The organism is Wolbachia endosymbiont of Drosophila simulans wHa (genome assembly GCF_000376605.1).
Taxonomy (GTDB): domain Bacteria; phylum Pseudomonadota; class Alphaproteobacteria; order Rickettsiales; family Anaplasmataceae; genus Wolbachia; species Wolbachia pipientis.
The window spans coordinates 548,318-571,059 of the sequence record NC_021089.1 but is presented as its reverse complement, the minus strand read 5'-3'; the positions used below and the strand labels follow the sequence as shown (position 1 = coordinate 571,059).

The window sequence follows — 22,742 nt, the reverse complement described above, 5'->3', positions numbered from 1 at the left end:
AGGGATCATTGAACTAATTTGGAAGGAAGCTGATCAAAAAACTCGTGATTTTTTGTGTGATTACAAGGTAACAAAATCTTTTGAAGATCAACCATATTTTACGGATACAATAGATGATCTTAAACGCTTTCAAGGAAAATTTGACCCTCATAGCACAGAATATTTTGCTCTTGTACAAGTTGTTCAAAAAATAGAAGATCACAAGTGGGTAATGGATCTTGATTCCAACTTACAAGAAGCAATAGAAAACCTTGATATTGATCAAGTTAAAGCAGCATTAGAGAATTGTGGTGAAGATGTAGAAAGGGTTTTAGAGCGAGAGGTATATTGGAGTAGTGGAAGAGTAGATGCCCTTTTAGTTTATCCTCTGAAAGTTGAATATAGTGAAGAATTGAACCAAGAAGATGTGGAAAAGATAAAAGAAAGCTTTAAATTAATGTTTGATGCTGCTTCTCCAGGGCTCCTTGGGTTCGAGCCCAATGGAAATAACTATGTAATGGATAAACTTACATGTGCACAAAAACGTTTTGCTAAAATACCTGGAGTAGGTGAGCAATGCTTTCAAGATTTGATTCAAGAATTTGAGGAAAAACTTAGTAAAAATGAACTAGATAATGCCAAGATTAATGATCAGATAGCATGGGATAAAGAGTATGCGACTCGATTTTCACAAGAAATCAATCAGGATCCGTCTGAGAATGATGATCTTAACTTTATAGATGACACTGATCTAGATCAAAACACCGTAAACTCTGCACCAACTGCAGACAACAAAACCCCAGAAAAAAACGATACAAACTTCTGGAGTGAACACAAAGGGAAGATCGCTCTGGGCGTTGTTGAACTATGCGTAGTTGGTGCTATTGCAGCCTATGTGCTGGCATATCCTGTAGTTGCATTAGTTTTAGAAGTTTTAGCAGTTTCAGCATTGGCTGTACTAGCTTATATTGGAGGAGTTTGTGAGAAATCAGAAAGCCCAAATACGAAAAGCTCGGACCCGGTTGTTTCTGGGGTGTTGCAACAACGCAGAACTGTCTAATTAGTAATCCATTGTCATCCCAGCGCGCCGCGCTGGGTCTGACTACGCTAGAACAAAGAATATAAAAGAAACGTTGCCGTCACGTTATATCATAAACCTTTGCTGAAGCTTTCTTTATATCTTCACTTGAAAGTGGAATTAGACCAAGCCTAGATAGGTACCCATCTTCAATGCCGATCGAATCTATAATTTCTTTTATGAATTCTCTTAATCCATCAACAGTATCCAGGTGTTCTTTCTTTATATAAAGGTATAGAGGTCTTGCTAATATATATTTTCCCGATGATATATTTTCGTAAGTTGGCTCAATTCCTGCAATTGTGCTCCCTTGTATTTTATCTTGATTCCTCATTAAAAAGCTAAAACTAAATATCCCTAAAGCGTTCTTGTTACTTTTCAATTTTTGTATTATTATGTTTTCATTAATTCCAACTTCTATATACCTTCCGTCATCCCTTATATTACCACATGCTTTCTTTCTTTCTTCCTGATCTTTATAATTCTCTTTGAAAATTCTCGAGTTCATGCATGAATATTGATCAAGCATAATAGAATTAACCAAAGTTTCGTATGTGCCTGTATTTTGATGTGGACCATAAATTTCAATTTCTGTTTTTGGTAAGGCTTGATTTACATCAGACCAAAACTTCTTATTATTTTTTACTAATTTATCATTTTCTTGAGAATATGCAGATAAAGTTTCAAATAAGTCCTTCTTTGTGAAATCAAATCTATGGCTTTGATTTGAATTTGCAATGACAATTCCATCATAGCCAATGATGATCTCTATCACTTCATTAATTTTATTTCTTTTACATAGTTCTCTTTCTACTTCCTTCATAGGGCGAGATGAAGTGGTGATGTCTGGCGTGTCTTCCCCTATTCCTGAGCAAAACATTTTGAACCCTGATCCACTTCCTATTGATTCCACAACTGGAGTCTTAAAAGGGAATACACGATTGAACTCCTCGGCTATAAACGAGATAAAAGGAAAAACAGTTGAAGATCCAACAATTCTGATGTATTTCCTGGCATCAGCATTTGACGGCGGCGTGAATAATACGAATACAAAAATCAGGAGAAAGTTTCTAAGCATTATTTTTAGTTAAGAACATAAATCTAATTATTGTAACAAAACATCAAACTGAAAAGCTTTAATTGCATGACAAAAGCTACAGTTTACATTTAAATTTTATTTTATATTATTGTAAGTATTACACAACTTTAAGGAACAGTTATGGCAGTTATGCCAGATAAATGGATAAGAGAAAAAGCTGAAAACTTTGGAATGATAGAGCCTTTTGTGAATCACAAAAGCAGCAAAGGTGTTATATCTTTCGGACTATCATCTTACGGTTACGATGCAAGAGTGGATAATAAATTTAAAATTTTTACTAACGTTAATTCAGCCATCGTGGACCCTAAAAATTTTTCTGAGAATAGTTTTATAGATAAAGAAACAGACGTATGCATAATTCCACCAAATAGCTTTGTGCTTGCAAGTACAGTGGAATATTTTCGTATACCAAGGAATGTACTGGTCATTTGTGTTGGTAAATCAACTTACGCAAGATGTGGAATTATAGTAAACGTTACTCCCTTAGAACCTGGATGGGAAGGTCATGTCACACTCGAATTCTCAAACACCACTCCACTTCCTGCAAAAATTTACGCTAATGAAGGCGCATGCCAATTCGTATTTTTAAGCGGCGAAAGTGAATGCGAGAAATCATATGATGATATGAAAGGAAAATACATGAATCAGCATGGTATCACTTTGCCGTTAGTTAAGTGATTACTTTAGGTAAAGCGTGATATTGTTTTATTGTACTGAAGATTACTAAAATGAGTTTTAACTAATTTGTCGCATTCTTTATCACCTAAAACTGCACGTGCAGAGTGGTTTTTAAATGACTCTACATAGCTTGAAAAGAAATTTGTAGAAGGATTACTTAAAGCTTCTGCAACTTCTTTTTTTTCTTTATCATTGGAAAGCTGATTAAATAGTTCTTCTCCCTTTTTTTGCAGCTCATTTTCAAATTCCTGCTTTATAGTATTCTTATCTGCTTTTTGCAAGAAGGAAAACTCTTCAAAAGTGTACAAGGAAGAGACAATACTGTTAAATGTGCCAGTAAAACATGCACTTGAACCACGACCACCACGCACTCCGTATTCTGTTTGCGATTCTACTAAATATTTAACTAGTTGATATTTTCTCTGTGATATGCGGGTATTAATAGCTATATTATTTGCTCTAGTTTGATCGTTGCAAGCCTTCCAAACTAAATTTAAAACTTGCTTCAATGTTAACCCGCTTCCACTATGTGTACCAGGGTTATTTTTTATACGCTTCAAGCACTCAAGTGCATGTTTTTTCTCATCTTCTGTAAGTTGATCTTTATCTGCAGCTTTTTGTGTGCCATTTGCTATGCACTCTAACTGATCAATAAATCCTTCTATTTCCTCTATAAACTTATCATCAATATCAGGCTCACCGTAGTTTTCTTTTAGCTTTTGAACGTTAATATTAATTGCATCATTTACATCAGTATCATGCGTTGTTTGTGGAATACGTGCTGCCTCCATAAATGCTTCAGCTCTTTGCTCTAACCATTCTGGTGCTTTGCCTCCTGCAAAAAGATATAGCTTACTCAATACATTGGCGATTGAGAGAAACACCAGGAAAGAAATAACAAATATTATCAAAAGTACTACAGATAAACCTATGATTAGCCACCTTACAGGAGCTAGCAGAATTTCTTTTGCTTTTTTTAATTTTGACGGTCTTTGTATGTTGTCTGGTGTATTTACTACTGCTGGCATAATTAGTTTAAGTTAATATCAATATTATTAATATACTATATTTTTTCTTATTTTGTCAACTCAAATTTCTACTTCCGCACTTTCTTATTGTTGCTTACAATGATTATAGCTACACCATGTGCTTTTCTTAATTACAAACTTCAACTATTCATTGTAAATTATTGAATTTGCTACTATTTAGTAGCAAATTGTCATCCAAGTGGCTGTAAAACGACAAATTCGTCATTCCGCTGCTTGTTAGCGGCTAAGAGATACCGCGAATGAATCGCGGTATGACGGTTAAGTACCCTGCTACGTGTTAGCAGGATCTAGAGATACCGTGACGGTATGACGGTTCGCGGCGGCATAACGATAAGCTCGTCATCCCGCTGCTTGTTAGCGGCGCGGCGGCATGACGTAGAGCCTACATTAACTATAGAAACAAAAAGGAGGATTACCATGTCTACAATAATTTTATCATCAATTTTTGGTCAAGCAGGCAGCATTTTTGGGCCAATTGGCCGGATTATCGGCTCAGAACTTGGTGCTCTTCTTGGTGCACAGCTAGATGGGGCAATGTTCGGCCTTGAAGCCGAGCAAAAAGTAACGCATGGGGCAAGGCTAAAAAATCTGCAAGTTCAAACCTCAACCTACGGCAGAACGATCCCAATTATCTATGGCACTGCTCGTGTTGCAGGGAATATTATTTGGGCACAGCCAATAAAAGAAGAGGCGATAACCACCAAAAGTAAAATTGGAAGAGGTATGAACGTTACATATAATTACTATGCAACGCTTGCAATTGCGATCTGCAAGGGGAAAGTAGAAAAATTAAACAGAATCTGGGCAGATACAACATCACTTAGCTTTGATGAAATAGATTATACTTTTTACAGCGGCAGAGAAGACCAAAATCCTGATCCATTTATGTCATCAATTGAAGGAGAGGGGAATGTGCCGGCTTATAGGGGAATATCTTACATAGTCATCAAGAATTTTCCTTTAGCAGACTATAATAATCATGTTCCGGTATTTACGTTTGAAGTGCAAACTGCAGTAAAGTCAAATGAATTTTCAGTAGCAAAAAATATTCGGAATATCAATATCATACCAGGTTCAGGTGAGTTTGTATATGATACAAAAATACAGAAGAAAATCGCGCAAGAGAAAATAAGCAGCAACCAATATATCCCATATGGGCTGGCGCAAAGGGTAAATCACAACAACCACACTAAAAAGAGCGATGCAATGCTTTCTTTGGATCAATTAAAAGAAGATTTGCCAAATGTTGAGTTGGTGTCGGTGGTAGTCAATTGGTTTGTGAATAATCTGAACATTAAAGATTGTAAAATATACCCTGCAGTTGAATTTCAAGATGATTCCGCGATATTACCTGATGATTGGCAAGTAGGGGGTGTAACCAGAGATAATGCTCAGCTAATTTCAAAAGATGCGAGTGGAAACCCAAGGTATGGTGGCACAGTTAGTGATGCAGCGTTAACTAGATATATAGAAGAGCTGCACAGCAGAGGTTATAAGGTGATGCTCTATCCAATGCCCTTACTTGATACAAAGAACAAAGAGTGGCGAGGAAGATTGAGTGGGGCTCCTGAAGATATAAGTGATTTTTTTAAGAATCAGTACAACAAATTTATAGAGCATTATGCAAGCATTGCCAAACAAACTAAAGTGGAAGGGTTTATCATTGGTTCTGAATTTGCGCAACTTACCAAAATCAGGGATGAACAAGGGAATTACCCTGCCGTTATAGAGCTGGTCAAGCTTGCAAAGCGAATAAAACTTAATCTTGGAAAAGAAGTAACAGTTACCTACGCTGCAGATTGGAGCGAATACCATTCATATGATGGTTGGTATAATATGGATGAACTGTGGTCTTCAGAGTACATCGACGTTGTTGGCATAGATGCTTATTTTCCACTGACTGATGGTCCAGAGCCTCCTTTTGGCTATTCTGCGGAAGATGTAATGGGTGGTTGGAGCAGTGGAGTGGGGTATGATTATTTCTATGATTACTCAAAGAGTGAGTCTGAAAAAGTAAAGTATAACGACAGCAGGTATGCGTGGAAAAATATAGAGAAATGGTGGAGTGAAACTCACATAAACCCCGGTGGTAGTAAAACAAAATGGCAACCAAAAATGAAAAAAATATGGTTTACTGAATATGGATTTCCCAGTATGAACGGCTGCACTAATGAGCCAAATGTGTTTGTTGACAAAGGCAGCATAGAGAGCAAATATCCACGATATTCAAACGGAGAGGTGAGCTTTCTTTCGCAAAAAATTGCAATTGAAGGAACGCTAAAAAAGTGGCAAAGTTCAGAAATGGTAGAAAAAATGTTTCTCTGGGCATGGGATGCAAGGCCATTTCCTTATTTCCCCAATTTGTGTGATATGTGGACTGACTGCCATAATTGGCAGACAGGACATTGGATTCAGGGAAAGCTTTCACAGCTTAATATTTCCGATGTTTTATCGGATCTGTTACAAAAAACAGGTTTAAAAAGCGATCAGTTCGATGCAAGCAACGTCAAAGGGTTATTGTCTGGGTATGTGATAAACGACCAGCAATCGGTACGTTCAATTATTAAAATGCTGCAAAGTTGCTATTTTTTTGATGTGGTTGAACAGGACTCTAAACTGAAATTTGTCCAAAAGGCCAGGGGAGTTACGACTGGAATACCAATTGGTGAAATGGTTTTCAGTAACAATTCAAAACTTGCTAATATCAGTCAATTAGATTTAAACAATAAAGTTAACGTCGTTTATTTTAATCGCAATTTTGGCTATCCAATTGATGTTAAATATGCTGAGTTGCCAAAGCAAGGCGCTGCTATAACAGTTGAAATACCGCTCATTATGGAGGAGGGAGAGGCGCAAAATATAGCTGAGGTTTTACTTTATTCTTCGTGGCAAGAGAGAAATATATACAATTTCAAGCTGCCGATAAAATATGCGTGGCTTGTGCCAAGTGATGTAATAACGATTTTAGACGGTGAGAAAAAGCATACGGTGAGAATTATAAAAACAAAATTCGAAAGCATGTCCATTCAAGTAATTGGCGTTGGTTATGATCACTCTATATATAAGCTTTCTTTTCCTTCAACAAGGTCACTTATGCTGAAGGAATACCCTCCCTCTCACATTAGCAAAACCATCGTAGAAATGATAGATTTACCGGATATTAAAGGTAATAGTGCAAGCTTTACTTTAATTAGTGAGGAAAAGAATTGGAAGGGAGCAACACTCTTTATTTCGTACAACGATAAGGATTATAAGCCTATTGCAAGCACAAACAAGCAGTCTACTTACGGATATGTAATGGAATCTACCGACGAGGGGCTTATAGTAGTGCTACGTTTTGGTATATTGAGTTCTTCATATAACCATTATTTAAGTGATGGTGTCATCCCAGCGCTTGACTATATTTCTCCTGGATCCCAGTGTCTGGGCACTGGGATGACGGAAGAGGGTTTTACAAGCACTAACGTTAGTACTATAAATGTAAGCAATTTAGCACTGGTTGGAAAAGAGGTGATAAAGTTCCAGAGTGCTGAACTAATAGATAAAAATAAATATAAGCTTAGCAACCTAATTAGAGGGCAAGAAGGCACCAAAGAGTATCAGCACACCACAGGTGAAAAATTTGTTCTACTTGATGATTCAATAATATCTTTTGAAGTGCAACCAGGAAAACGACTTTTCCTTAAAGCAGTGACTTATGGTGATTCATTGGATAATACGGAAGCGAAGGTCTTGAGTAATTGAAATTTAATAAAGTAAGTGCTAAAATTAATATACAGGTATTAATGGTAGAGATATAACATGTCAAAGGAAATGGTCAATGCGTTGAAAGCTGAAGTGAAGAAGCTCAAATATGCTGATTTCAAAGCTAACACTTGGGACGAAGTAATTTCTGGTGAGGGAACATATAAGGATCTTAATAGAACACACGGCCTTGCTATTAACGGACAAAAAATAACTAACGAATTTATTAACAATCTGTATTCAAACCATAAAAATCTAATTCTACGGGATGAAAACGGAAAAGGGAATTATCGTCCATTTCTCAGACAAATTTTTACAGAAATGTTTAAACACGTTGGTGCAACAATTCCCAATAACTCTATTATTGAGGAGTTAATAAATAACTATTATCAGGGCGGATATACTCATTTTCTTCCTAATGATATGAATCAAGCTCTTGGATCTTTTCATTTGTCAACGCAAGGCAACTGTATGACAAGAGAGTATATTATGGATTGTCGTGAACCCAATTGTATAAAGCTTAGTTTTAGCATGAAATATACAAAAATGCTTAACTATGATGATTGTACATATATCGAAACACCAGGTTTTTGCAGTTCAGCGGAGTTTAAGCTGAAATGTAAGGATGAAAATGTGACGTATGAAGACGGTAAGGTATTGCTTACCATTCCTAAAGAGTTAGAGGACTATAAAGCTGGTGATGACGGTTTGTTTGATAAGCTTACTTATATTATAAATAAGCTTATTGAGTATTTCAAAAAACTTTGTGAGAAATTGGGCTTTGAGTTTGATACAAGAATAGAGTACGATCCTGAGCGTAATATAAAAATAGAGCATAATCTTGGTGAACCACTAAAGGTAGTAAGTGAGGCAAATGCATCTTCTGTTGAAGACTTAAAGCTTAAAGTGAATAATCAAAGATAAGGTATTGAAATTCAGGCTTTTCATGATTTTAGCTTAAGATTTCAGTGTCCGCTACTCGAATGACATCGTTTACTATGTAACATTGTACTTATACTAATGAAAAAAATACATTATAATTAAGTATATTTAATCCAGTAAATCATTAAGTGAAAACAGCTCTTCCGCAAAATATCATCTCTCTTATTATGATATTGTCTGTAGCAATTGTCGATATGGCAACTGACCTATACTCAGTTGCACTACCAAGCATTGCCAATTATTTTAAAGTAGAAGGCAGTGTAGTGCAGCTTACAATTAGCTTGAATCTAGTTGGATTTGCAGTATCTGGCTTAATTTATGGTCCATTATCGGACCATTATGGTAGGCGTCCAATGATGCTGATTGGTATGACAATTTTTACTTTGGCAAGTGTCATGTGTTATATAGCCGACAGTATTGCGCTCTTGATACTAATTCGCTTCATACAAGGAACAGGGGCTGGTGTTGCAGGTGTTGTTGGGTATGCAGCAATAAGGGATATGTACTCGGGTAGTGAATACTCGAGAGTCATTTCAAAATTAAATATGGTTGTGGCACTCTCACCTGGAATAGCTCCAGTGGTGGGCAGTTATATAATTTCACATGGGTATAGTTGGAAATTTTTGTTTTTTATTATATCACTTGCAGCAATTGCTATACTTATTTTTATCTACTTTAAGTTACAAGAAACACTCACTGTAAATAAAAATGAAACCAGTATAACTAACATAACTACTAATATCTGCAAGCAATATATATCAATATTTAGAAATTATCGTTTCCTTGGGTTTTCAGCCATTCATGGATTAACTTTCATGTGGCTTTGGGCATACATTGCTAACTACCCTTTCATATTTGAATCGATGGGCATTGAAGTACAGTATTTTGGCTACCTCATATCGATCATAGTCATATTTTACATAATTGGAACTTTAATTAATAGAAGGTATGTACCAAAAGTAGGGGTTAGCAAAATGCTAATAATAGGTTTGGTGTTACCGATAATATCCGATAGTTTATTGGTATATTTTTATTTCGCGGACAAGTTAAATATATTAATTCTTCAAACTGTTTGGATTCCAGCCAATATCGGACTTGCATTAATAATAAGCAATAACGTAACTTCTGCTTTAGGAACGATCAAAGGTATAGGGCTTGGTAGTGCAGTTCTCTCATTCTGCAATATGATGTTTGGGGCTATTGGAATATATATAGTAGGAAAATTTTTTCGCTATGGTATTTTACCAAATTTACTATTAACAATAGCATGCTCTACAATTGCAATTCTTATGTACAGCCAGCTCAAATGTACTGAAAAACACAGGGAATAACCATTATTTGCGTGATCCAGAGCTCATGGGTTATTAATCACTTTATCATGATAATATAATTTTACAGGGGGTGAGAGCTCATAGATTATTAACGGCTTTATCATAACAATATAGTTTTACAAAGAGGTGTAGGATGAGTAGTTCACAAAGTAGAGATAATTTTTTTAAGGCTGTTGAAAGAGGTGATATTGATGCAGTAACCCGTCTAATAAGTGAAGGAGCAGATGTTAAGGTAGAAAATGATAAAGGAGAGACTCCTTTACATATTGCTGCTGTATGGGGCCATAAAGATGTAGTAGAAGCCCTATTGGATAAAGGGGCAAATGTTAATGCAGTAGATAAAGATGGAAAGACTCCTTTCAAATTAGCTGCTAACGAAGAAATACAAACTCTATTAGAAAACACAGCTAAATTACTTGAGGCTGCTAGAAAAGGTAATATTGAGGAAGTAACCCGTCTAATAAGTGAAGGAGCAAAGGTTAATGTAAAAGATCAAGATAACAAGACTCCTCTACATTGGGCTGCTGAAAAGGGCCATAAAGAGGTAGTAGACGCCCTACTGAAAGTAAATGGAATCAATGTTAATGCAACAGATTGGTCGCAAAAGACTCCTTTACATTTGGCTGCTGTAGAGAGCCATAAAGAGGTAGTAGAAGCCCTACTGCAAGTAAATGGGATCAATGTTAATGCAACAGATTGGTCGCAAGAAACTCCTTTACATTTAGCTGCTGTAAAGAACCATAAAGAGGTAGTAGAAGCCCTATTGGGAAAAGATGGAATCAATGTTAATTTACCAAATAACAAGAAAGATACTCCTTTACATTCTGTTCTTAAAAAGGACAACATAGATATAAATGTATTGAACGCTCTACTGGGAGCAGAAGGAATCAACGTTAATGCACAAGATAAATATGGCAAAACTCCTTTACATTTGGTTCTTAAAAAGGGCAATATAGACATAAATGTATTGAACGCTCTACTGGGAGCAAAAGAAATCGATGTTAATGCACAAGATGGAGATAGGGCTCCTTTACATTGGGCTGCTGTATGGGGCCATAAAGAGGTAGTAGAAGCCCTACTGCAAGTAAAAGGAATCGATGTTAATGCAAAAGATCAAGGTGGAAAGACTCCTTTACACTTTGCTGCTGAAAGTGGTTATCAGCAGGTGGTGCAAGCTCTATTGGATAAAGGGGCAGATGTTAATATAAAAGATAAAAATGAAAAAACTCCCTTAAATTTAGCCACTGATAAAGAAATACAAGCTCTATTAAGGAATGCAAAAAACCCTGGCGACGGTTCTAAGCCATCGACGGACAATGAAGAAAATTCAGAGGAAGATGCTGGTACACGAGAGAAAGAAAAACAAGAAGGTGATGCTCAATCAGGATCAGACATTACAAAGCAAGAAGCTGATAAAACTGTAAATTCGGAGAGTGGAACACCACAAACACAACAGGGGACCACCAGTGCAGGACAAGGAACTGATGTACAAGACAACGGTGTAAATTATGTTGCTTCCACAGAACCTGCACAAACAGAAGAACAGCCGAGCTCTTTTTTTGGTAGTTTGTTTAGTATACTTATGAAGCCTTTTTCATTAGTTGCATCATTTTTTGGTGGGTTTTTTTCATGGTTGTTTGGGTCTGATGAGCCAACACAATCATCATCTGAATTTGATCAACCAGTTGTATTAGAATCACCAAGTAGTTCAGAAGGCAATGACATAATATAGCCAGAGGTTTACTAGATTCCAGCGTCACGCGCTGGAATGACATGGTGGTATGTATTCAAGTAGCTGACACTGGTTCCTTTATGACGGCAGTGCCCAGAGGTGTCATCCCAGTGCCCAGACACTGGGATCCAGGAAACTTAATTGCAAGTAATGCATTGGGTTTGGTGAGTATGGGTTTTGCGTTATAGAATGAAGCACTTTTGGTGAATTTGTAAAGAAAACTAGATGCCAGTGTCAAGTGCTGGAATGACATCATCTTGGATGGAAATAACGTCACGCGCTGGAATGACAAAGAAGAGTGGGCTTTCATATGGTTATGCAAGAAGTCTACTGAATGTAAACCAGTTTCTCACACACACATTTTACCACATGATCAGCGTTGATATTAAAATGCTCATAAAGTGTTTTATAAGGTGCTGATTCTCCGAAGCTTTTCATGCCAATAAATATACCGTTTGAACCTATGTATTTATGCCAACCCATTTCACTTCCGGCTTCAATTGCAACTTTAATGCTGTCATTATTTAATATTGCCGCTTTATATTCATCGCTTTGCTCGTCAAAAAGCCTCCAGCATGGCATAGAAACAATCCTTGTACCTATACCCTTTTCCTGCAATTTCTCCCTTGTTTCAACTGCAATTTCAACCTCGGACCCCGTAGCAAATATCGTCACTTTTAATTCTTTTGAACATTCACACAAAATATATGCACCAAACTTCGATAAATTAGCAGATTGATCGATATCAGAGTAGAACTTGCGCATGTAACTTACGTTTTGCCTTGAGAGCGCAAACAGTGCTGGAGATTCTTTCTTTTCGAGTGCAATGCTAACACACTCCAGAGTTTCAACTGCATCGGCTGGCCTAAAAACATATAGATTTGGTATAGCACGCAAAGAGGCTAAATGCTCTATTGGCTGATGAGTTGGGCCATCTTCTCCCACTCCAATTGAGTCGTGAGTCATGACATACATAACCTGTTGCTTCATCAGAGCTGAAAGACGTATAGCAGGACGACAATAGTCGGAAAATACCAAAAAAGTGCCGCCATAAGGAAGAATCGCGCCGTGAAGTGCCATACCATTCATACATGCTGCCATAGCGTGCTCTCTCACTCCATAGTGGACATAAGAGCCACTATAATTATTGCTATTTATTACCTGCATGTGCTTATATTTAGTGCAATTTGACCCGGTAAGATCAGCAGAACCGCCGATTAATTCCGGCATATGTTGTGTTAAAAGTTCCATTACCCTACCAAAAGAAGATCGAGTAGCTTCGTTTGGCATTAGCTCACATATTTGTTTCTTCAGGTCAGCTAAAACACCAGCGATATTATCCGGCAAACGCTTATCAAGTCTTCTTTTTAGTTCTTCATTTTTTTCTCTGGATTCCAGTGTCACGCACTGGAATGACAATGAATTGTAATTTTGTTTTGCTCTCTCAACAGTTTTCTTCCAGGCATTTTTCACATCTTCTGGTACATGGAATGGTTCATAATTCCAGTTTAATTTCTCTCTCATCTGTTTGATGTCTTCCTCCGAAAAAGCACCACTGTGAGCAGAGGATGTGCCAGCACGGCTTGAAAATTTTCCGATAATGGTTTTGCAGCAGATCATTGTAGGTTTATCAGACTTTTTTGCTTGCTCTATTGCAAAGGATATGGCATCAAAATCATGGCCATCAATTTTGTCAACATTCCATCCATACGCTAAGAAGCGTTTCTCTACATCGTCAGAACAGGAAAGGCAAGTAGCGCCATCTATAGAAATATCATTATCATCAAAAAGAGCTATAAGCTTATTCAATTTAAGATGCCCAGCAAGTGATGCTGCTTCATGGCTTATTCCTTCCATAAGACAGCCATCCCCTAGCATCACGTAAGTGTAGTGATTGATTCTAAACTGCTTTTCAAGTATCGATTCAGCAAGTGCCATGCCAACAGCAGCGGCAAACCCCTGCCCTAAAGGGCCTGTTGTTGCCTCTACTCCGGAAGTCAAGCCAAACTCTGGATGACCTGGGGTCTTGGATCCCATTTGCCTGAAGTTCTTTAGCTCATCTATGCTAATATAACCTGTCAAATATAATATTGAATATAGTAACATTGACCCATGACCGTTTGATAAAACAAAGCGATCTCTATTGAACCATTTAGAATCATCAGGATTATGATTCAGATATTTAGCAAACAAAACAGTTGCAACATCTGCCATGCCAAGTGGCATACCTGGGTGTCCAGAGTTTGCTTTTTGTACTGCATCAATTGATAAAAAACGGATGGCGTTTGCCATAGATTCCAAATGTGAATGATTCATGTGTTAATAGAAAAACTTAAAAATGAAGTATAAAAGATTATATCAGCAAAAACAAGTTGACACTGAGTGCTAAAATCCTTAATAATCTAAAGTTAAATCGTGAGAGTTTTTATATGACAACTGTTATCACTAGAAAGTATAGGATTAGCCGTAGACTTGGTGTAAATTTATGGGGTAGAGCTAAAGACCCAGTAAACAAAAGGAAATACCCTCCAGGTCAACATGGTATTCTTGGATTCAAGAAGTTATCCGACTTTGGTAAGCAGTTTGCTGCGCATAAGAAATTTAAGTTTTACTATGCGATTTCAAGTAAGCAGCTCAGACGTACATTTTTAGATGCTTATAACAGAAAGGGTTATACGGCTGATAATTTTATCGGTATCTTAGAATCGAGATTAAGTTCTGTTTTATACCACTCTGGTCTTGTTCCAACAATTTACTCAGCAAAGCAGCTCATATCTCACAAGCACGTTACAGTTAATGATAAGGTGGTTAACATATCGAGTTATCGAGTGAAGCCAGGTGATATAATAAAAATAAGAGAAAGGGCAGCAAAAATCCCTGTAGTAGTAGAGGCTGAACAAAAACAAGAGCGCAAGGCTCCGGATTATTTAGAAGCAGATAGTAAAGAGCATTCAGTGAAGTATTTGAGGTCACCTCAATATTCTGAGGTTCCTTATTCAGCAGACATGGAAGTCAATTTAGTAGTAGAGTTTTACTCTAGATAGATAAAAAAAGCCCGTGTGGCGGAATCGGTAGACGCAGCGGACTTAAAATCCGTGGGTTTTGCGACCTTGGGAGTTCAAGTCTCCCCATGGGCACCAATTTAACTTAGCAGATAAATACAAAAAAGTATGAAATGGCTTGATATAGAAGATATTGTGGAAGCTCTGGAGGAAAAATTTCCAAATGAGAATATAATTAGTATCAGATTCACTGAGCTTAAAAAAAAGGTCTTGAGTTTAGAGGAATTTGATGATGATGAAAAACGCTGTAACGAGAAAATACTCGAAGCCATTCAGGCAGCTTGGATTGAGGAAAGATTAACCGCATAGCAATAAACCATACGCAAACGTGATTTCTATTACAATTTGCATATGGATTATGCTATTTTTTGGATCTAGCCTGGCAAGTTAATAATAATTTAACTAATTACAATTAAAACAGCTATAAGGTTAATTATGAGGCAAAGATGACAGCACAAAATTTGGTAAATGGAACGATCTTGACAAGTGCTACGTTGAGATAAGTTTTGCATAAAAATACTGCTTTTACGGTGTGAGGCTAGAGGTTTGTAAAGCAGTTAGAAGGTTGTCATCTAAGTAGCGTGACCAGAGCTAGATTCCGCGAACACGCCGCGGAATGACGACTATGCAATATGCGTTGCGGAGTGACGATTATGGTCATACCGTCACGGTATCTCACAAACATGTAGCAGTAATGACAAAATCTCAAGTTATATGTATACTTTTATATTATCTACCTACTAAAAAAACAGAAAAATGCTCAAACGTAGCGGTCCAAAAAAATTAAAGTCTATAATAGAAAACTATGCATTAAAATGCATGAAAAATAAAATTAGCAAAAATGAAATACGTCTTATTTTAAACTGGCGAAATATAGTAGGGAAAGAAATAGCAGAGTGTACAAAACCGAAAAAGATCTCATATGCACAGAATATAAATTCGGGTGTGTTGCATCTGGTAGTAACAAATGGCAGCAAAGCATTGGAAATTCAGCATATGATTTCTCTTATAATAGAAAAAATTACGATATTTTTTGGCTATAAAGCAGTATATGGTATAAAAATTAAGCAAGAGAGTATTGACTATTTGACTATATAAGGTAATCTAAGTACATAGAATAATTTGGTATATTGAAGTGAGTAGAGTTTGTGAATTAACAAATAGAAAAAAATCTTTTGGTAATAAGGTATCACATTCAAATCGTAAAACAAAGCGTACCTTTCTTTTAAATTTACATAAGGTTACGTTGACAAGTGATATATTGAATAAAAAGTTTAGATTTCGTGTGGCAACAAGAACTTTGAGAACTATAGATTACAAAGGTGATTTAGATGCTTTTTTGCTCAACACAAGAACGATTAAACTAAGTGAGAAAGCGCAGAAGATAAAAAGAAGGTTGAAAAAAGTTTTAGTAAAGCAAGAGGTAGAGTTAGCAGTTTCAGATGCATAGCAAACCTCAATGGCTCAGAGCAAAAGCTCCGACCGGTGAAGTGTTCAATGAGACCTTAAACATCGTTAAACTGCATAACTTGCATACAGTGTGCGAAGAGGCTGCATGTCCAAACATTGGTGAATGTTGGAATAAACGTCATGCTACTGTGATGATTCTTGGTTCTGTTTGCACTCGTGCTTGTGCATTTTGCAACGTTGCAACTGGCATTCCTGATAAACTAGATCCTCATGAACCAGAAAATTTAGCAAAAGCAATAAAAAAGTTAAACTTAAAGCATGTTGTTATTACTTCCGTTGATCGTGATGATTTACCAGATGGTGGCGCAAATCAGTTTATACAGTGCATAGAAGAAATTAGAAAGATAACTTCAGAAACAACAATAGAGATTTTAACTCCTGATTTTTTAAATAAGAAAGGAGCATTTGAAGCAATCGCTGTTGCATCACCTGATGTCTATAACCACAATATTGAAACAGTGCCGAGATTGTATGCAAAAATAAGACCACGAGCTCGCTATTTTCATTCACTATATTTACTGAAGATGGTAAAGCAGATTAATTCTAAAGTTTTCACAAAGTCAGGGCTTATGGTTGGTCTTGGAGAAACAAAAGAGGAAATACTTCAGGTTATGGACGATTTGCGCAGTGCTGAGGTTGATTTTATTACAATTGGTCAATATCTACAACCAACTCCAAAACATGCAAAACTTGATAGGTATGTTACCCCAGAGGAATTTGAGCATTATAAATATATCGCTTACTCCAAAGGGTTCCTAGTGGTTGCATCAAGCCCACTAACTCGGTCATCATACCACGCTGAAGAAGATTTTAACAGGCTCAAGGCCTGTCGTTGACATTTGTGTTAATTCAAATTAATTTTTACTAATTATAAAGGAGTTTTTACGTAATGTCTACTATAAAAATCGAGAAGAAATCACAATTAGTTAAAGAGGTATTCGATTCCGTGGCAAGTCGCTACGACACCATGAATGATATAATGAGCCTCGGAATGCACAGATTATGGAAAGATAAGATGGTAAATAGTGTGCATTTTACAAAAAACTCTAAGGTTTTAGATGTTGCTGGAGGAACTGGAGATATAGCAATAAGAGTAGTAAGAAAAGAGCCAAGTGCTAAGGTTACAGTATGCGATATAAATCAAAACATGCTAAACAGAGGACGTGATAAAGCTATAAATTCAAACCAAATTAATTTTGATTGGGTATGTGCAAGTGCAGAAAGTTTACCATTTGAAGACTCCGAATTTGATTATTGCACAATAGCTTTTGGCATTCGAAACGTTTCTGACCGCAAGAAGGCTTTAAATGAGGCGCACAGGGTATTAAAACCACATGGAAAATTTATCTGCTTAGAATTTGCCCCTATGCACTATCAAAATGAGATATTTACCAAACTTTATGACTTATATTCATTTAAAGTAATTCCTAAAATTGGCAGCATAGTTGCTAAAGACAAGAGTTCTTATGAATATTTAGTGAGGAGCATTAGAGAGTTTCCAACTCAGGCTGATTTTAAAATGGAAATTGAAGAGGTAGGCTTTAAGAATGTTGAGTTTCATAATATGAGCTATGGAATAGTGGCATTACACATTGGAACAAAATGAATATTAAACTCTGGTATAGAACGCTGGATTACTATCTCATCCTTCCAGTGTTTTTTTTGCTCACTATAAGCTTCATTCTTGTTTATTCAGCAAGCCCTGTAATTGCGCAGCGTCTTTCTTTACCACAAGATTATTTTATACGGCGTCACACAATTTATATAGTCCTGTCACTAATTACCTTGGTGACATTTTCTTTTCTCAACACAAGAACTATACTTAACCTCTCGTTCGCAGGTTTCATTTTATTTACTATTCTAGTAGCAATTGCGATAATACTTGGTATAGAGGTAAAAGGTGCGAAACGATGGTTACATATTGTCAAAATTTCAGTTCAACCATCTGAGTTTGTAAGGCCATTTTTTTCTGTTGTTATAGCTAGTATCTTGGCCAGCGAAATGAAGTTTAAAATACACATATCAATCATAATATTTCTGTTAGTTTTTGTGTTGTTACTTTTGCAACCTGATTTCAGTATGTCTATGCTTTTAACATATTCTTTTATTGGTCAAATGTTTATTGCATGTATACCATTTTTATACTTTCTATGCATAATAGGAATGGCCACAACTGGAACTACAATAGCTTACTTATGCCTCCCACATATAAAGCAAAGGATTTACAATTTTGTCTTTTTTACGCAGCGCGATAACTTTCAAGTCACAAAATCATTAGAAGCATTCAAAAGAGGTCAATTAACTGGGGTTGGACCTGGTGAAGGTAGCGTAAAAGCCTCTCTTCCTGATTGTCATACAGATTTTGTGTTTTCTGTTTTAGCAGAAGAATTTGGTTTGATTACGTGCTTAGCCACATTGATGTTATTTGGCATCATTTCCGCCCGTTTGCTTTACGTTGCATATAGGGAAAATGAATTATTTAATCTGTTAGTGATTCTCGGTATCTCAATGCAATTCATCACACAATTCATAATAAACATAGGGGTAACATTGAGTGTTTTTCCAACCACCGGCATAACCCTGCCGTTACTTAGCTATGGTGGTTCTTCTCTTTTATCTTCGAGCATCGCACTTGGCATAATGCTGTCTTTTAGTAGAAATCAAGCTATTGCATTAAAGTTTCGTGAGCGTATTATGCTTGGAAGGTATATGGACTAAACTTGTACCGCTCACAACTATTATTGGTATCCCTCCAAAATGGGTATCTGTTCAGATGAGTGGCAAGAGATATTATGAAATCTGAAAGAGTTATGTGGAAATTTTTCAGAAAATATTCCACTGACATGCTGAACAACAAATACATCACTATGTCGTTTATCGCAAAAACTTATATTTTTCGTAACCATTCACACTTAATTCTGCAATTCTTTGATCTCACTCATAGAAAGACCAGTAGTTTGAGCTATAATATTAAAAGAAACACCTGCTTTAAGTAGATTCTTTGCGACTTCAATTTCCCTCTCTTTTCTACCTTCCTCTTTAGCAAGATCAAGTCTGTATTCAAGAATGGCTTCTTCTTTGCGCAGATCCATTATTCTTTCTTCATAAGCTATTAGATCTTTTTCATTCCAGTGAAACTTATCTAATTCATCATATGCTAGCTTTATTATTGGTGATTTTTCCGCAATTTTTCTGAGATCTTCGTCCGTTGTTTCATCTGCATATTTGAAAAAAAATAGCCAACGGTCTACTACACTTTCTAGTTGTTCTTCTCTACTCTTAGGAAATTTTGGCAGCTCTATGAAGATAAATTGAAAATCTTTTAAGTCATGCTCATTGGTTTTCTCATCTCTTATGGTATGGCTAGATATATAGTCAAGCTTATCAGGGAATAAGGTACAATTTGAAATCGCGATAAAGAAAATCTTCTTTAAATCAACGTATTTACCAGATTTATCAGCTTGTCTTGAGTAAGCCTTAGCAGCATAAAGTTGTGCACGTTTTTCAAAGCCTTTATCACGAGTGAGCTGCATCTCAATTATATACCTGTTCCCACTAGAATCCCTGCAAAGAACATCAACAATGCTTTGTTTATCAGAAGCAATTTCAGGGTCCATAATGGTGCTTAAGAATTCTACTTCTTGTATAGTGTTGACTTCAGTACATCCTAAAATATCGTTCAAAAAATGAATAAGAATATTCTTATTTCTCTCAGTACCAAATATTTTTTTAAATGTTAGGTCCAATTTTGGATCGAGAAATTTAGAAAGAGCCATAGTAAAAATACTGAGAAAAGATTAATAATTATACACTATTATTAACAACTATTCAACCATATTTTTAAGTATAGCTATACCGCTGCGGCGCTAACACGTAGCGGGATGACGAGCTTATCGTCATACCACCGCAAACCGTCATACCGCGATTCATTCACGGTATTTCTAGATCCCGCTAACACGTAGCGGAATGACGAATTACTATCTACACTGTCATACCGCGATTCATTCGCGGTATCTCAGCCGCTAACAAGAGATCCCGCTAACACGTAGCGGGATGACGAGCTTATCGTCACGCCGCCACGAACCGTCATACCGCCGCGGTATCTCTTAACATAGATCCCTTACTTAACCGTCATACCTTAACATAGATCCCGCTAACACGTAGCGGGATGACGATTGTCGTTTAGCTATAAATATTAAGGAATTTACCAAACGAAAAAAAGGCAAAAGAAACCCTAGTCATTGTCTATTTTCAGTATTGGCGTTTTTTAAGTCTTAAACACTGCAATTTAGCTGCTTTTAATTGCAACTAACCTACGCTGCAAATGTTTAAGAAATTTACTAAGCAGAAAAAAAGACAAAGAATCCCCGAGTTAGCTAGTCTTTTACTATCTCTGTCGAGTATTGGCATTTTTTGATGCCTTGTAACGCTTTGTAAGCGCGTTCAGCTTATTTAGATAAAAATCTAGATGTAGATGAAGTTTTGTAAAGACATACAGTATCTATATACTGCAAAAAATTGAACATAAGACGCCGATACATTAAGTAATCCTTACCTTTTAATCTGCAGATTGGCGAAAGCAAATACAATAGCTTCAGTTTCATGATAAGGGAGCTGGCGGAGTTTGTCAAGCAAGTTTTTTGTTTCTGCGAGCTACTACCCTTTCTTGGTGGACTAAAATCACAACAGCTGCAGAACCTAAATTGCTTCATACTACACCTTTTCCCTTTCCCCTGAAACTAGAATCTATATACTTAACTTTAGAAACTTTAAAATAAGATGCGATCTAATATTAGGCAGTTATTTTACTATATAAAGCCTAATCTATCTTATTTCATCATAGCTTTTATTGCAGTTTTATTTTCAGCCTTAATGATCCTCCTCTTTGGCAGAGGCTTAAGCAATATAATTGATTCTGGCACAGAGCACGATTTTACTACCAAACTATTAGTTGCAATACTTATAGTTTTAGCCATTTCTCTCACTGCATTTACTCGGTTATATTTCATTGGCATTGGCAGCGAGAAAGTTATCGCAAGAATCAGATATGACTTATATAGCAGTATCACTAACTTGCAACCAAGTTTCTTTGAGAACACAGGCGTACAAGATGTTATTTCAGCGTTAGTTACTGATACCTCTGTGCTGCAATCAATAATAAACAGCAGCTTACTAACCATATTACGAAATTTTGTGATTCTGATTGGTAGTGTTGCTATGTTATTGTATACAAATATACAACTAACTGCGTATGCAGCCGCAATAATACCTATACTACTCATTATCATGACCTCACTTGGAAAAAAAGTGCGTAGCTATGCACGCTTTGCCCAGGATAAATTAAGTGAGCTTGCGTCATTTAGTGAGGAAAATTTTAGATCTATAGTGACTATCAAATCGTTTGTACTCGAGGAAAACGAAAAAATCCGTTTTAAGGAACATTTAAACTCAGTATCAAAATCATACGTAAAATTAGTACTCTTGCGTGCTATTTTAGTAACTCTAGTTATCACGTGTGTGATAGGTTCACTAGTTGTTTTGCTCTTTTTTGGTATTAAAGAAGTCTTAAGCAATAATATAACTATTGGAAAACTCTCCTCATTTGTGTTTTATTCAGCGCTCGCAGCAGGAGCTATAAATAATTTGAGCGATAATATCAGTGATTTACAACGAGGTCTTGGAATAGTAGAGCGTTTATTTGAATTTAAAAATATGAAAAGCTCTATAGCAGATCCCGATGATCCTATAAAAATTTGTAGTGTTCAAAAGGGAATTTCGTTTAATGGCGTAACATTTTTTTATGAATCTCAGTCTGATAAGCCAGCGTTAAATAACGTATCATTTTCTATAGAGGCAGGTCAAGCAGTATCAATTGTTGGACCATCTGGCAGTGGTAAAAGCACCATTTTAAAGCTTCTGCTCCGTTTTCATGATCCAAACAAAGGTAGCATTACTATCGATGGGCACAATATTAAGTCAATTGCGCTAAATGACCTCAGATCGTTGTTTGGCTTAGTGCCACAAGATCACATGATATTTTCTTGCTCAATAATGGAAAATATACTATATGGCAAACCAGGTGCCGAATATGAGGAAGTGAAGCAAGCAGCCATCAGCGCTTATGCGATGGAATTTATTGATAAGCTGCCTGATAAATTTGATACATTTGTAGGAAAAAGAGGATTAAAACTTTCTGAAGGACAAAAACAACGTATTGTAATAGCAAGGGCCATACTCAACAATCCTCAGGTTTTAATACTGGATGAAGCAACCTCTGCCCTTGATTACAAAAGTGAGAACCTCGTGCAAAAAGCCTTGAGCAAGTTAATGCAAAACAGAACAACAATCGTAATTACACACAGGCTATCAACCGCACTCAAGACTGACAAGATTATAGTAATTAATCATGGAAAAGTAGAAGAAGTAGGAACTCATGACTCTCTAATAAGTAAAGACGGGCTGTATGCAAAACTGGCGAAGATACAGTAGGCATGAAATATTGTGTAAATTAAAAGAGAATTTAAGCTATATCGTTGTTGATTTAATGAGTATGCTAGATTTAAAATTAAAATTATTAA

The 22,742-nt window shown here is 36.4% G+C and carries 19 protein-coding genes and 1 tRNA gene; 15 read left to right on the top strand and 5 right to left on the bottom strand.

Annotated elements, in window-relative coordinates; translation table 11 throughout:
- Positions 1-52: 52 nt before the first annotated feature.
- Positions 53-1,039, top strand: a complete 987-nt coding sequence (locus tag WHA_RS02520; RefSeq protein WP_015589084.1) for a hypothetical protein — start codon at positions 53-55, stop codon at positions 1,037-1,039.
- 79 nt (positions 1,040-1,118) lie between these two features.
- On the opposite strand, the gene WHA_RS02515 is transcribed toward WHA_RS02520, so the two are convergent.
- Entirely contained in the window at positions 1,119-2,135 is a 1,017-nt protein-coding gene (locus WHA_RS02515; protein ID WP_015589083.1) for a substrate-binding domain-containing protein, read from the bottom strand.
- 141 nt (positions 2,136-2,276) lie between these two features.
- Here WHA_RS02515 and dcd point away from each other — a divergent pair, with 141 nt between their 5' ends.
- Entirely contained in the window at positions 2,277-2,834 is a 558-nt protein-coding gene (gene dcd, locus WHA_RS02510; RefSeq protein ID WP_006280485.1) for a dCTP deaminase, read from the top strand.
- Positions 2,835-2,839: 5 nt separating this feature from the next.
- On the opposite strand, the gene WHA_RS02505 is transcribed toward dcd, so the two are convergent.
- Positions 2,840-3,862 carry a hypothetical protein gene (locus tag WHA_RS02505; RefSeq protein WP_015589082.1) on the bottom strand — a complete coding sequence of 341 codons (1,023 nt, stop codon included), beginning with the start codon at positions 3,860-3,862 and terminating at the stop codon, positions 2,840-2,842.
- 438 nt (positions 3,863-4,300) lie between these two features.
- On the opposite strand from WHA_RS02505, the gene WHA_RS02500 reads away from it, so the two are divergent.
- The 4 genes from WHA_RS02500 to WHA_RS02485 all read left to right on the top strand — a co-directional run bounded on the left by WHA_RS02500 (position 4,301) and on the right by WHA_RS02485 (position 11,632).
- Positions 4,301-7,627: a glycoside hydrolase/phage tail family protein gene (locus tag WHA_RS02500; RefSeq protein WP_015589081.1), complete on the top strand. Its 3,327-nt coding sequence runs from the start codon at positions 4,301-4,303 to the stop codon at positions 7,625-7,627.
- A 57-nt stretch (positions 7,628-7,684) separates the two neighbouring features.
- Positions 7,685-8,551: a hypothetical protein gene (locus WHA_RS02495; RefSeq protein WP_015589080.1), complete on the top strand. Its 867-nt coding sequence runs from the start codon at positions 7,685-7,687 to the stop codon at positions 8,549-8,551.
- 185 nt (positions 8,552-8,736) lie between these two features.
- Positions 8,737-9,900 (top strand): multidrug effflux MFS transporter, encoded by a 1,164-nt coding sequence (locus WHA_RS02490; RefSeq protein WP_015589079.1) that lies wholly within the window; start codon positions 8,737-8,739, stop codon positions 9,898-9,900.
- 133 nt (positions 9,901-10,033) lie between these two features.
- Positions 10,034-11,632, top strand: a complete 1,599-nt coding sequence (locus tag WHA_RS02485) for an ankyrin repeat domain-containing protein (RefSeq protein WP_015589078.1) — start codon at positions 10,034-10,036, stop codon at positions 11,630-11,632.
- Between the two features lie 55 nt (positions 11,633-11,687).
- Here the strand turns inward: WHA_RS02485 and WHA_RS06875 are convergent, their stop codons facing one another.
- Both WHA_RS06875 and tkt read right to left on the bottom strand, forming a co-directional pair.
- Entirely contained in the window at positions 11,688-11,942 is a 255-nt protein-coding gene (locus tag WHA_RS06875; protein WP_167482804.1) for a hypothetical protein, read from the bottom strand.
- A gap of 17 nt (positions 11,943-11,959) precedes the next feature.
- The gene (gene tkt / locus WHA_RS02480) at positions 11,960-13,948 is read right to left on the bottom strand and encodes a transketolase (protein WP_015589077.1); all 1,989 of its coding nucleotides are present in this window, start codon (positions 13,946-13,948) and stop codon (positions 11,960-11,962) included.
- A 113-nt stretch (positions 13,949-14,061) separates the two neighbouring features.
- Between tkt and rpsD the strand changes: the two genes are divergently transcribed.
- From rpsD to WHA_RS02440, 8 genes are all read left to right on the top strand, one after another.
- A complete protein-coding gene (gene rpsD / locus WHA_RS02475) occupies positions 14,062-14,676 on the top strand; it encodes a 30S ribosomal protein S4 (RefSeq protein ID WP_010962555.1) in 615 nt (204 codons plus the stop codon).
- Positions 14,677-14,685: 9 nt separating this feature from the next.
- Positions 14,686-14,772 (top strand) — tRNA-Leu (locus tag WHA_RS02470).
- A 30-nt stretch (positions 14,773-14,802) separates the two neighbouring features.
- Complete coding sequence (gene iscX, locus WHA_RS02465) at positions 14,803-15,003, top strand: Fe-S cluster assembly protein IscX (RefSeq protein WP_007552114.1); 201 nt, start codon at positions 14,803-14,805, stop codon at positions 15,001-15,003.
- Between the two features lie 447 nt (positions 15,004-15,450).
- Positions 15,451-15,792, top strand: coding sequence for a DUF721 domain-containing protein (locus WHA_RS02460; RefSeq protein ID WP_010082513.1), 342 nt, complete (start codon positions 15,451-15,453; stop codon positions 15,790-15,792).
- A 37-nt stretch (positions 15,793-15,829) separates the two neighbouring features.
- Positions 15,830-16,144 (top strand): 50S ribosomal protein L28, encoded by a 315-nt coding sequence (gene rpmB, locus WHA_RS02455; RefSeq protein WP_006279619.1) that lies wholly within the window; start codon positions 15,830-15,832, stop codon positions 16,142-16,144.
- Positions 16,137-17,000, top strand: coding sequence for a lipoyl synthase (gene lipA, locus WHA_RS02450; protein ID WP_015589076.1), 864 nt, complete (start codon positions 16,137-16,139; stop codon positions 16,998-17,000). The genes rpmB and lipA overlap by 8 nt, the downstream gene beginning before the upstream one ends.
- A gap of 53 nt (positions 17,001-17,053) precedes the next feature.
- Complete coding sequence (gene ubiE, locus WHA_RS02445) at positions 17,054-17,770, top strand: bifunctional demethylmenaquinone methyltransferase/2-methoxy-6-polyprenyl-1,4-benzoquinol methylase UbiE (RefSeq protein WP_010962557.1); 717 nt, start codon at positions 17,054-17,056, stop codon at positions 17,768-17,770.
- Positions 17,767-18,882: an FtsW/RodA/SpoVE family cell cycle protein gene (locus WHA_RS02440; RefSeq protein WP_015589075.1), complete on the top strand. Its 1,116-nt coding sequence runs from the start codon at positions 17,767-17,769 to the stop codon at positions 18,880-18,882. Before ubiE ends, WHA_RS02440 begins: the two co-directional genes overlap by 4 nt.
- Before the next feature lie 194 nt (positions 18,883-19,076).
- Here the strand turns inward: WHA_RS02440 and WHA_RS02435 are convergent, their stop codons facing one another.
- Entirely contained in the window at positions 19,077-19,940 is an 864-nt protein-coding gene (locus WHA_RS02435) for an Rpn family recombination-promoting nuclease/putative transposase (RefSeq protein WP_015589074.1), read from the bottom strand.
- 1,003 nt (positions 19,941-20,943) lie between these two features.
- Between WHA_RS02435 and WHA_RS02430 the strand changes: the two genes are divergently transcribed.
- Complete coding sequence (locus WHA_RS02430; protein ID WP_015589073.1) at positions 20,944-22,653, top strand: ABC transporter ATP-binding protein; 1,710 nt, start codon at positions 20,944-20,946, stop codon at positions 22,651-22,653.
- Positions 22,654-22,742: the final 89 nt, after the last annotated feature.

Bases quoted from the DNA above. Each gene is read 5' to 3' on its own strand.
- dcd (WP_006280485.1), top strand. From the start codon at position 2,277: ATGGCAGTTATGCCAGATAAATGGATAAGAGAAAAAGCTGAAAACTTT.
- WHA_RS02505 (WP_015589082.1), bottom strand. From the start codon at position 3,862: ATGCCAGCAGTAGTAAATACACCAGACAACATACAAAGACCGTCAAAA.
- WHA_RS02485 (WP_015589078.1), top strand. From the start codon at position 10,034: ATGAGTAGTTCACAAAGTAGAGATAATTTTTTTAAGGCTGTTGAAAGA.
- WHA_RS06875 (WP_167482804.1), bottom strand. From the start codon at position 11,942: ATGAAAGCCCACTCTTCTTTGTCATTCCAGCGCGTGACGTTATTTCCA.
- tkt (WP_015589077.1), bottom strand. From the start codon at position 13,948: ATGAATCATTCACATTTGGAATCTATGGCAAACGCCATCCGTTTTTTA.
- WHA_RS02490 (WP_015589079.1), top strand. From the start codon at position 8,737: ATGATATTGTCTGTAGCAATTGTCGATATGGCAACTGACCTATACTCA.
- WHA_RS02435 (WP_015589074.1), bottom strand. From the start codon at position 19,940: ATGGCTCTTTCTAAATTTCTCGATCCAAAATTGGACCTAACATTTAAA.
- WHA_RS02460 (WP_010082513.1), top strand. From the start codon at position 15,451: ATGCTCAAACGTAGCGGTCCAAAAAAATTAAAGTCTATAATAGAAAAC.
- WHA_RS02500 (WP_015589081.1), top strand. From the start codon at position 4,301: ATGTCTACAATAATTTTATCATCAATTTTTGGTCAAGCAGGCAGCATT.
- WHA_RS02430 (WP_015589073.1), top strand. From the start codon at position 20,944: ATGCGATCTAATATTAGGCAGTTATTTTACTATATAAAGCCTAATCTA.
- iscX (WP_007552114.1), top strand. From the start codon at position 14,803: ATGAAATGGCTTGATATAGAAGATATTGTGGAAGCTCTGGAGGAAAAA.
- lipA (WP_015589076.1), top strand. From the start codon at position 16,137: ATGCATAGCAAACCTCAATGGCTCAGAGCAAAAGCTCCGACCGGTGAA.
- WHA_RS02495 (WP_015589080.1), top strand. From the start codon at position 7,685: ATGTCAAAGGAAATGGTCAATGCGTTGAAAGCTGAAGTGAAGAAGCTC.
- rpsD (WP_010962555.1), top strand. From the start codon at position 14,062: ATGACAACTGTTATCACTAGAAAGTATAGGATTAGCCGTAGACTTGGT.
- WHA_RS02515 (WP_015589083.1), bottom strand. From the start codon at position 2,135: ATGCTTAGAAACTTTCTCCTGATTTTTGTATTCGTATTATTCACGCCG.
- WHA_RS02440 (WP_015589075.1), top strand. From the start codon at position 17,767: ATGAATATTAAACTCTGGTATAGAACGCTGGATTACTATCTCATCCTT.
- ubiE (WP_010962557.1), top strand. From the start codon at position 17,054: ATGTCTACTATAAAAATCGAGAAGAAATCACAATTAGTTAAAGAGGTA.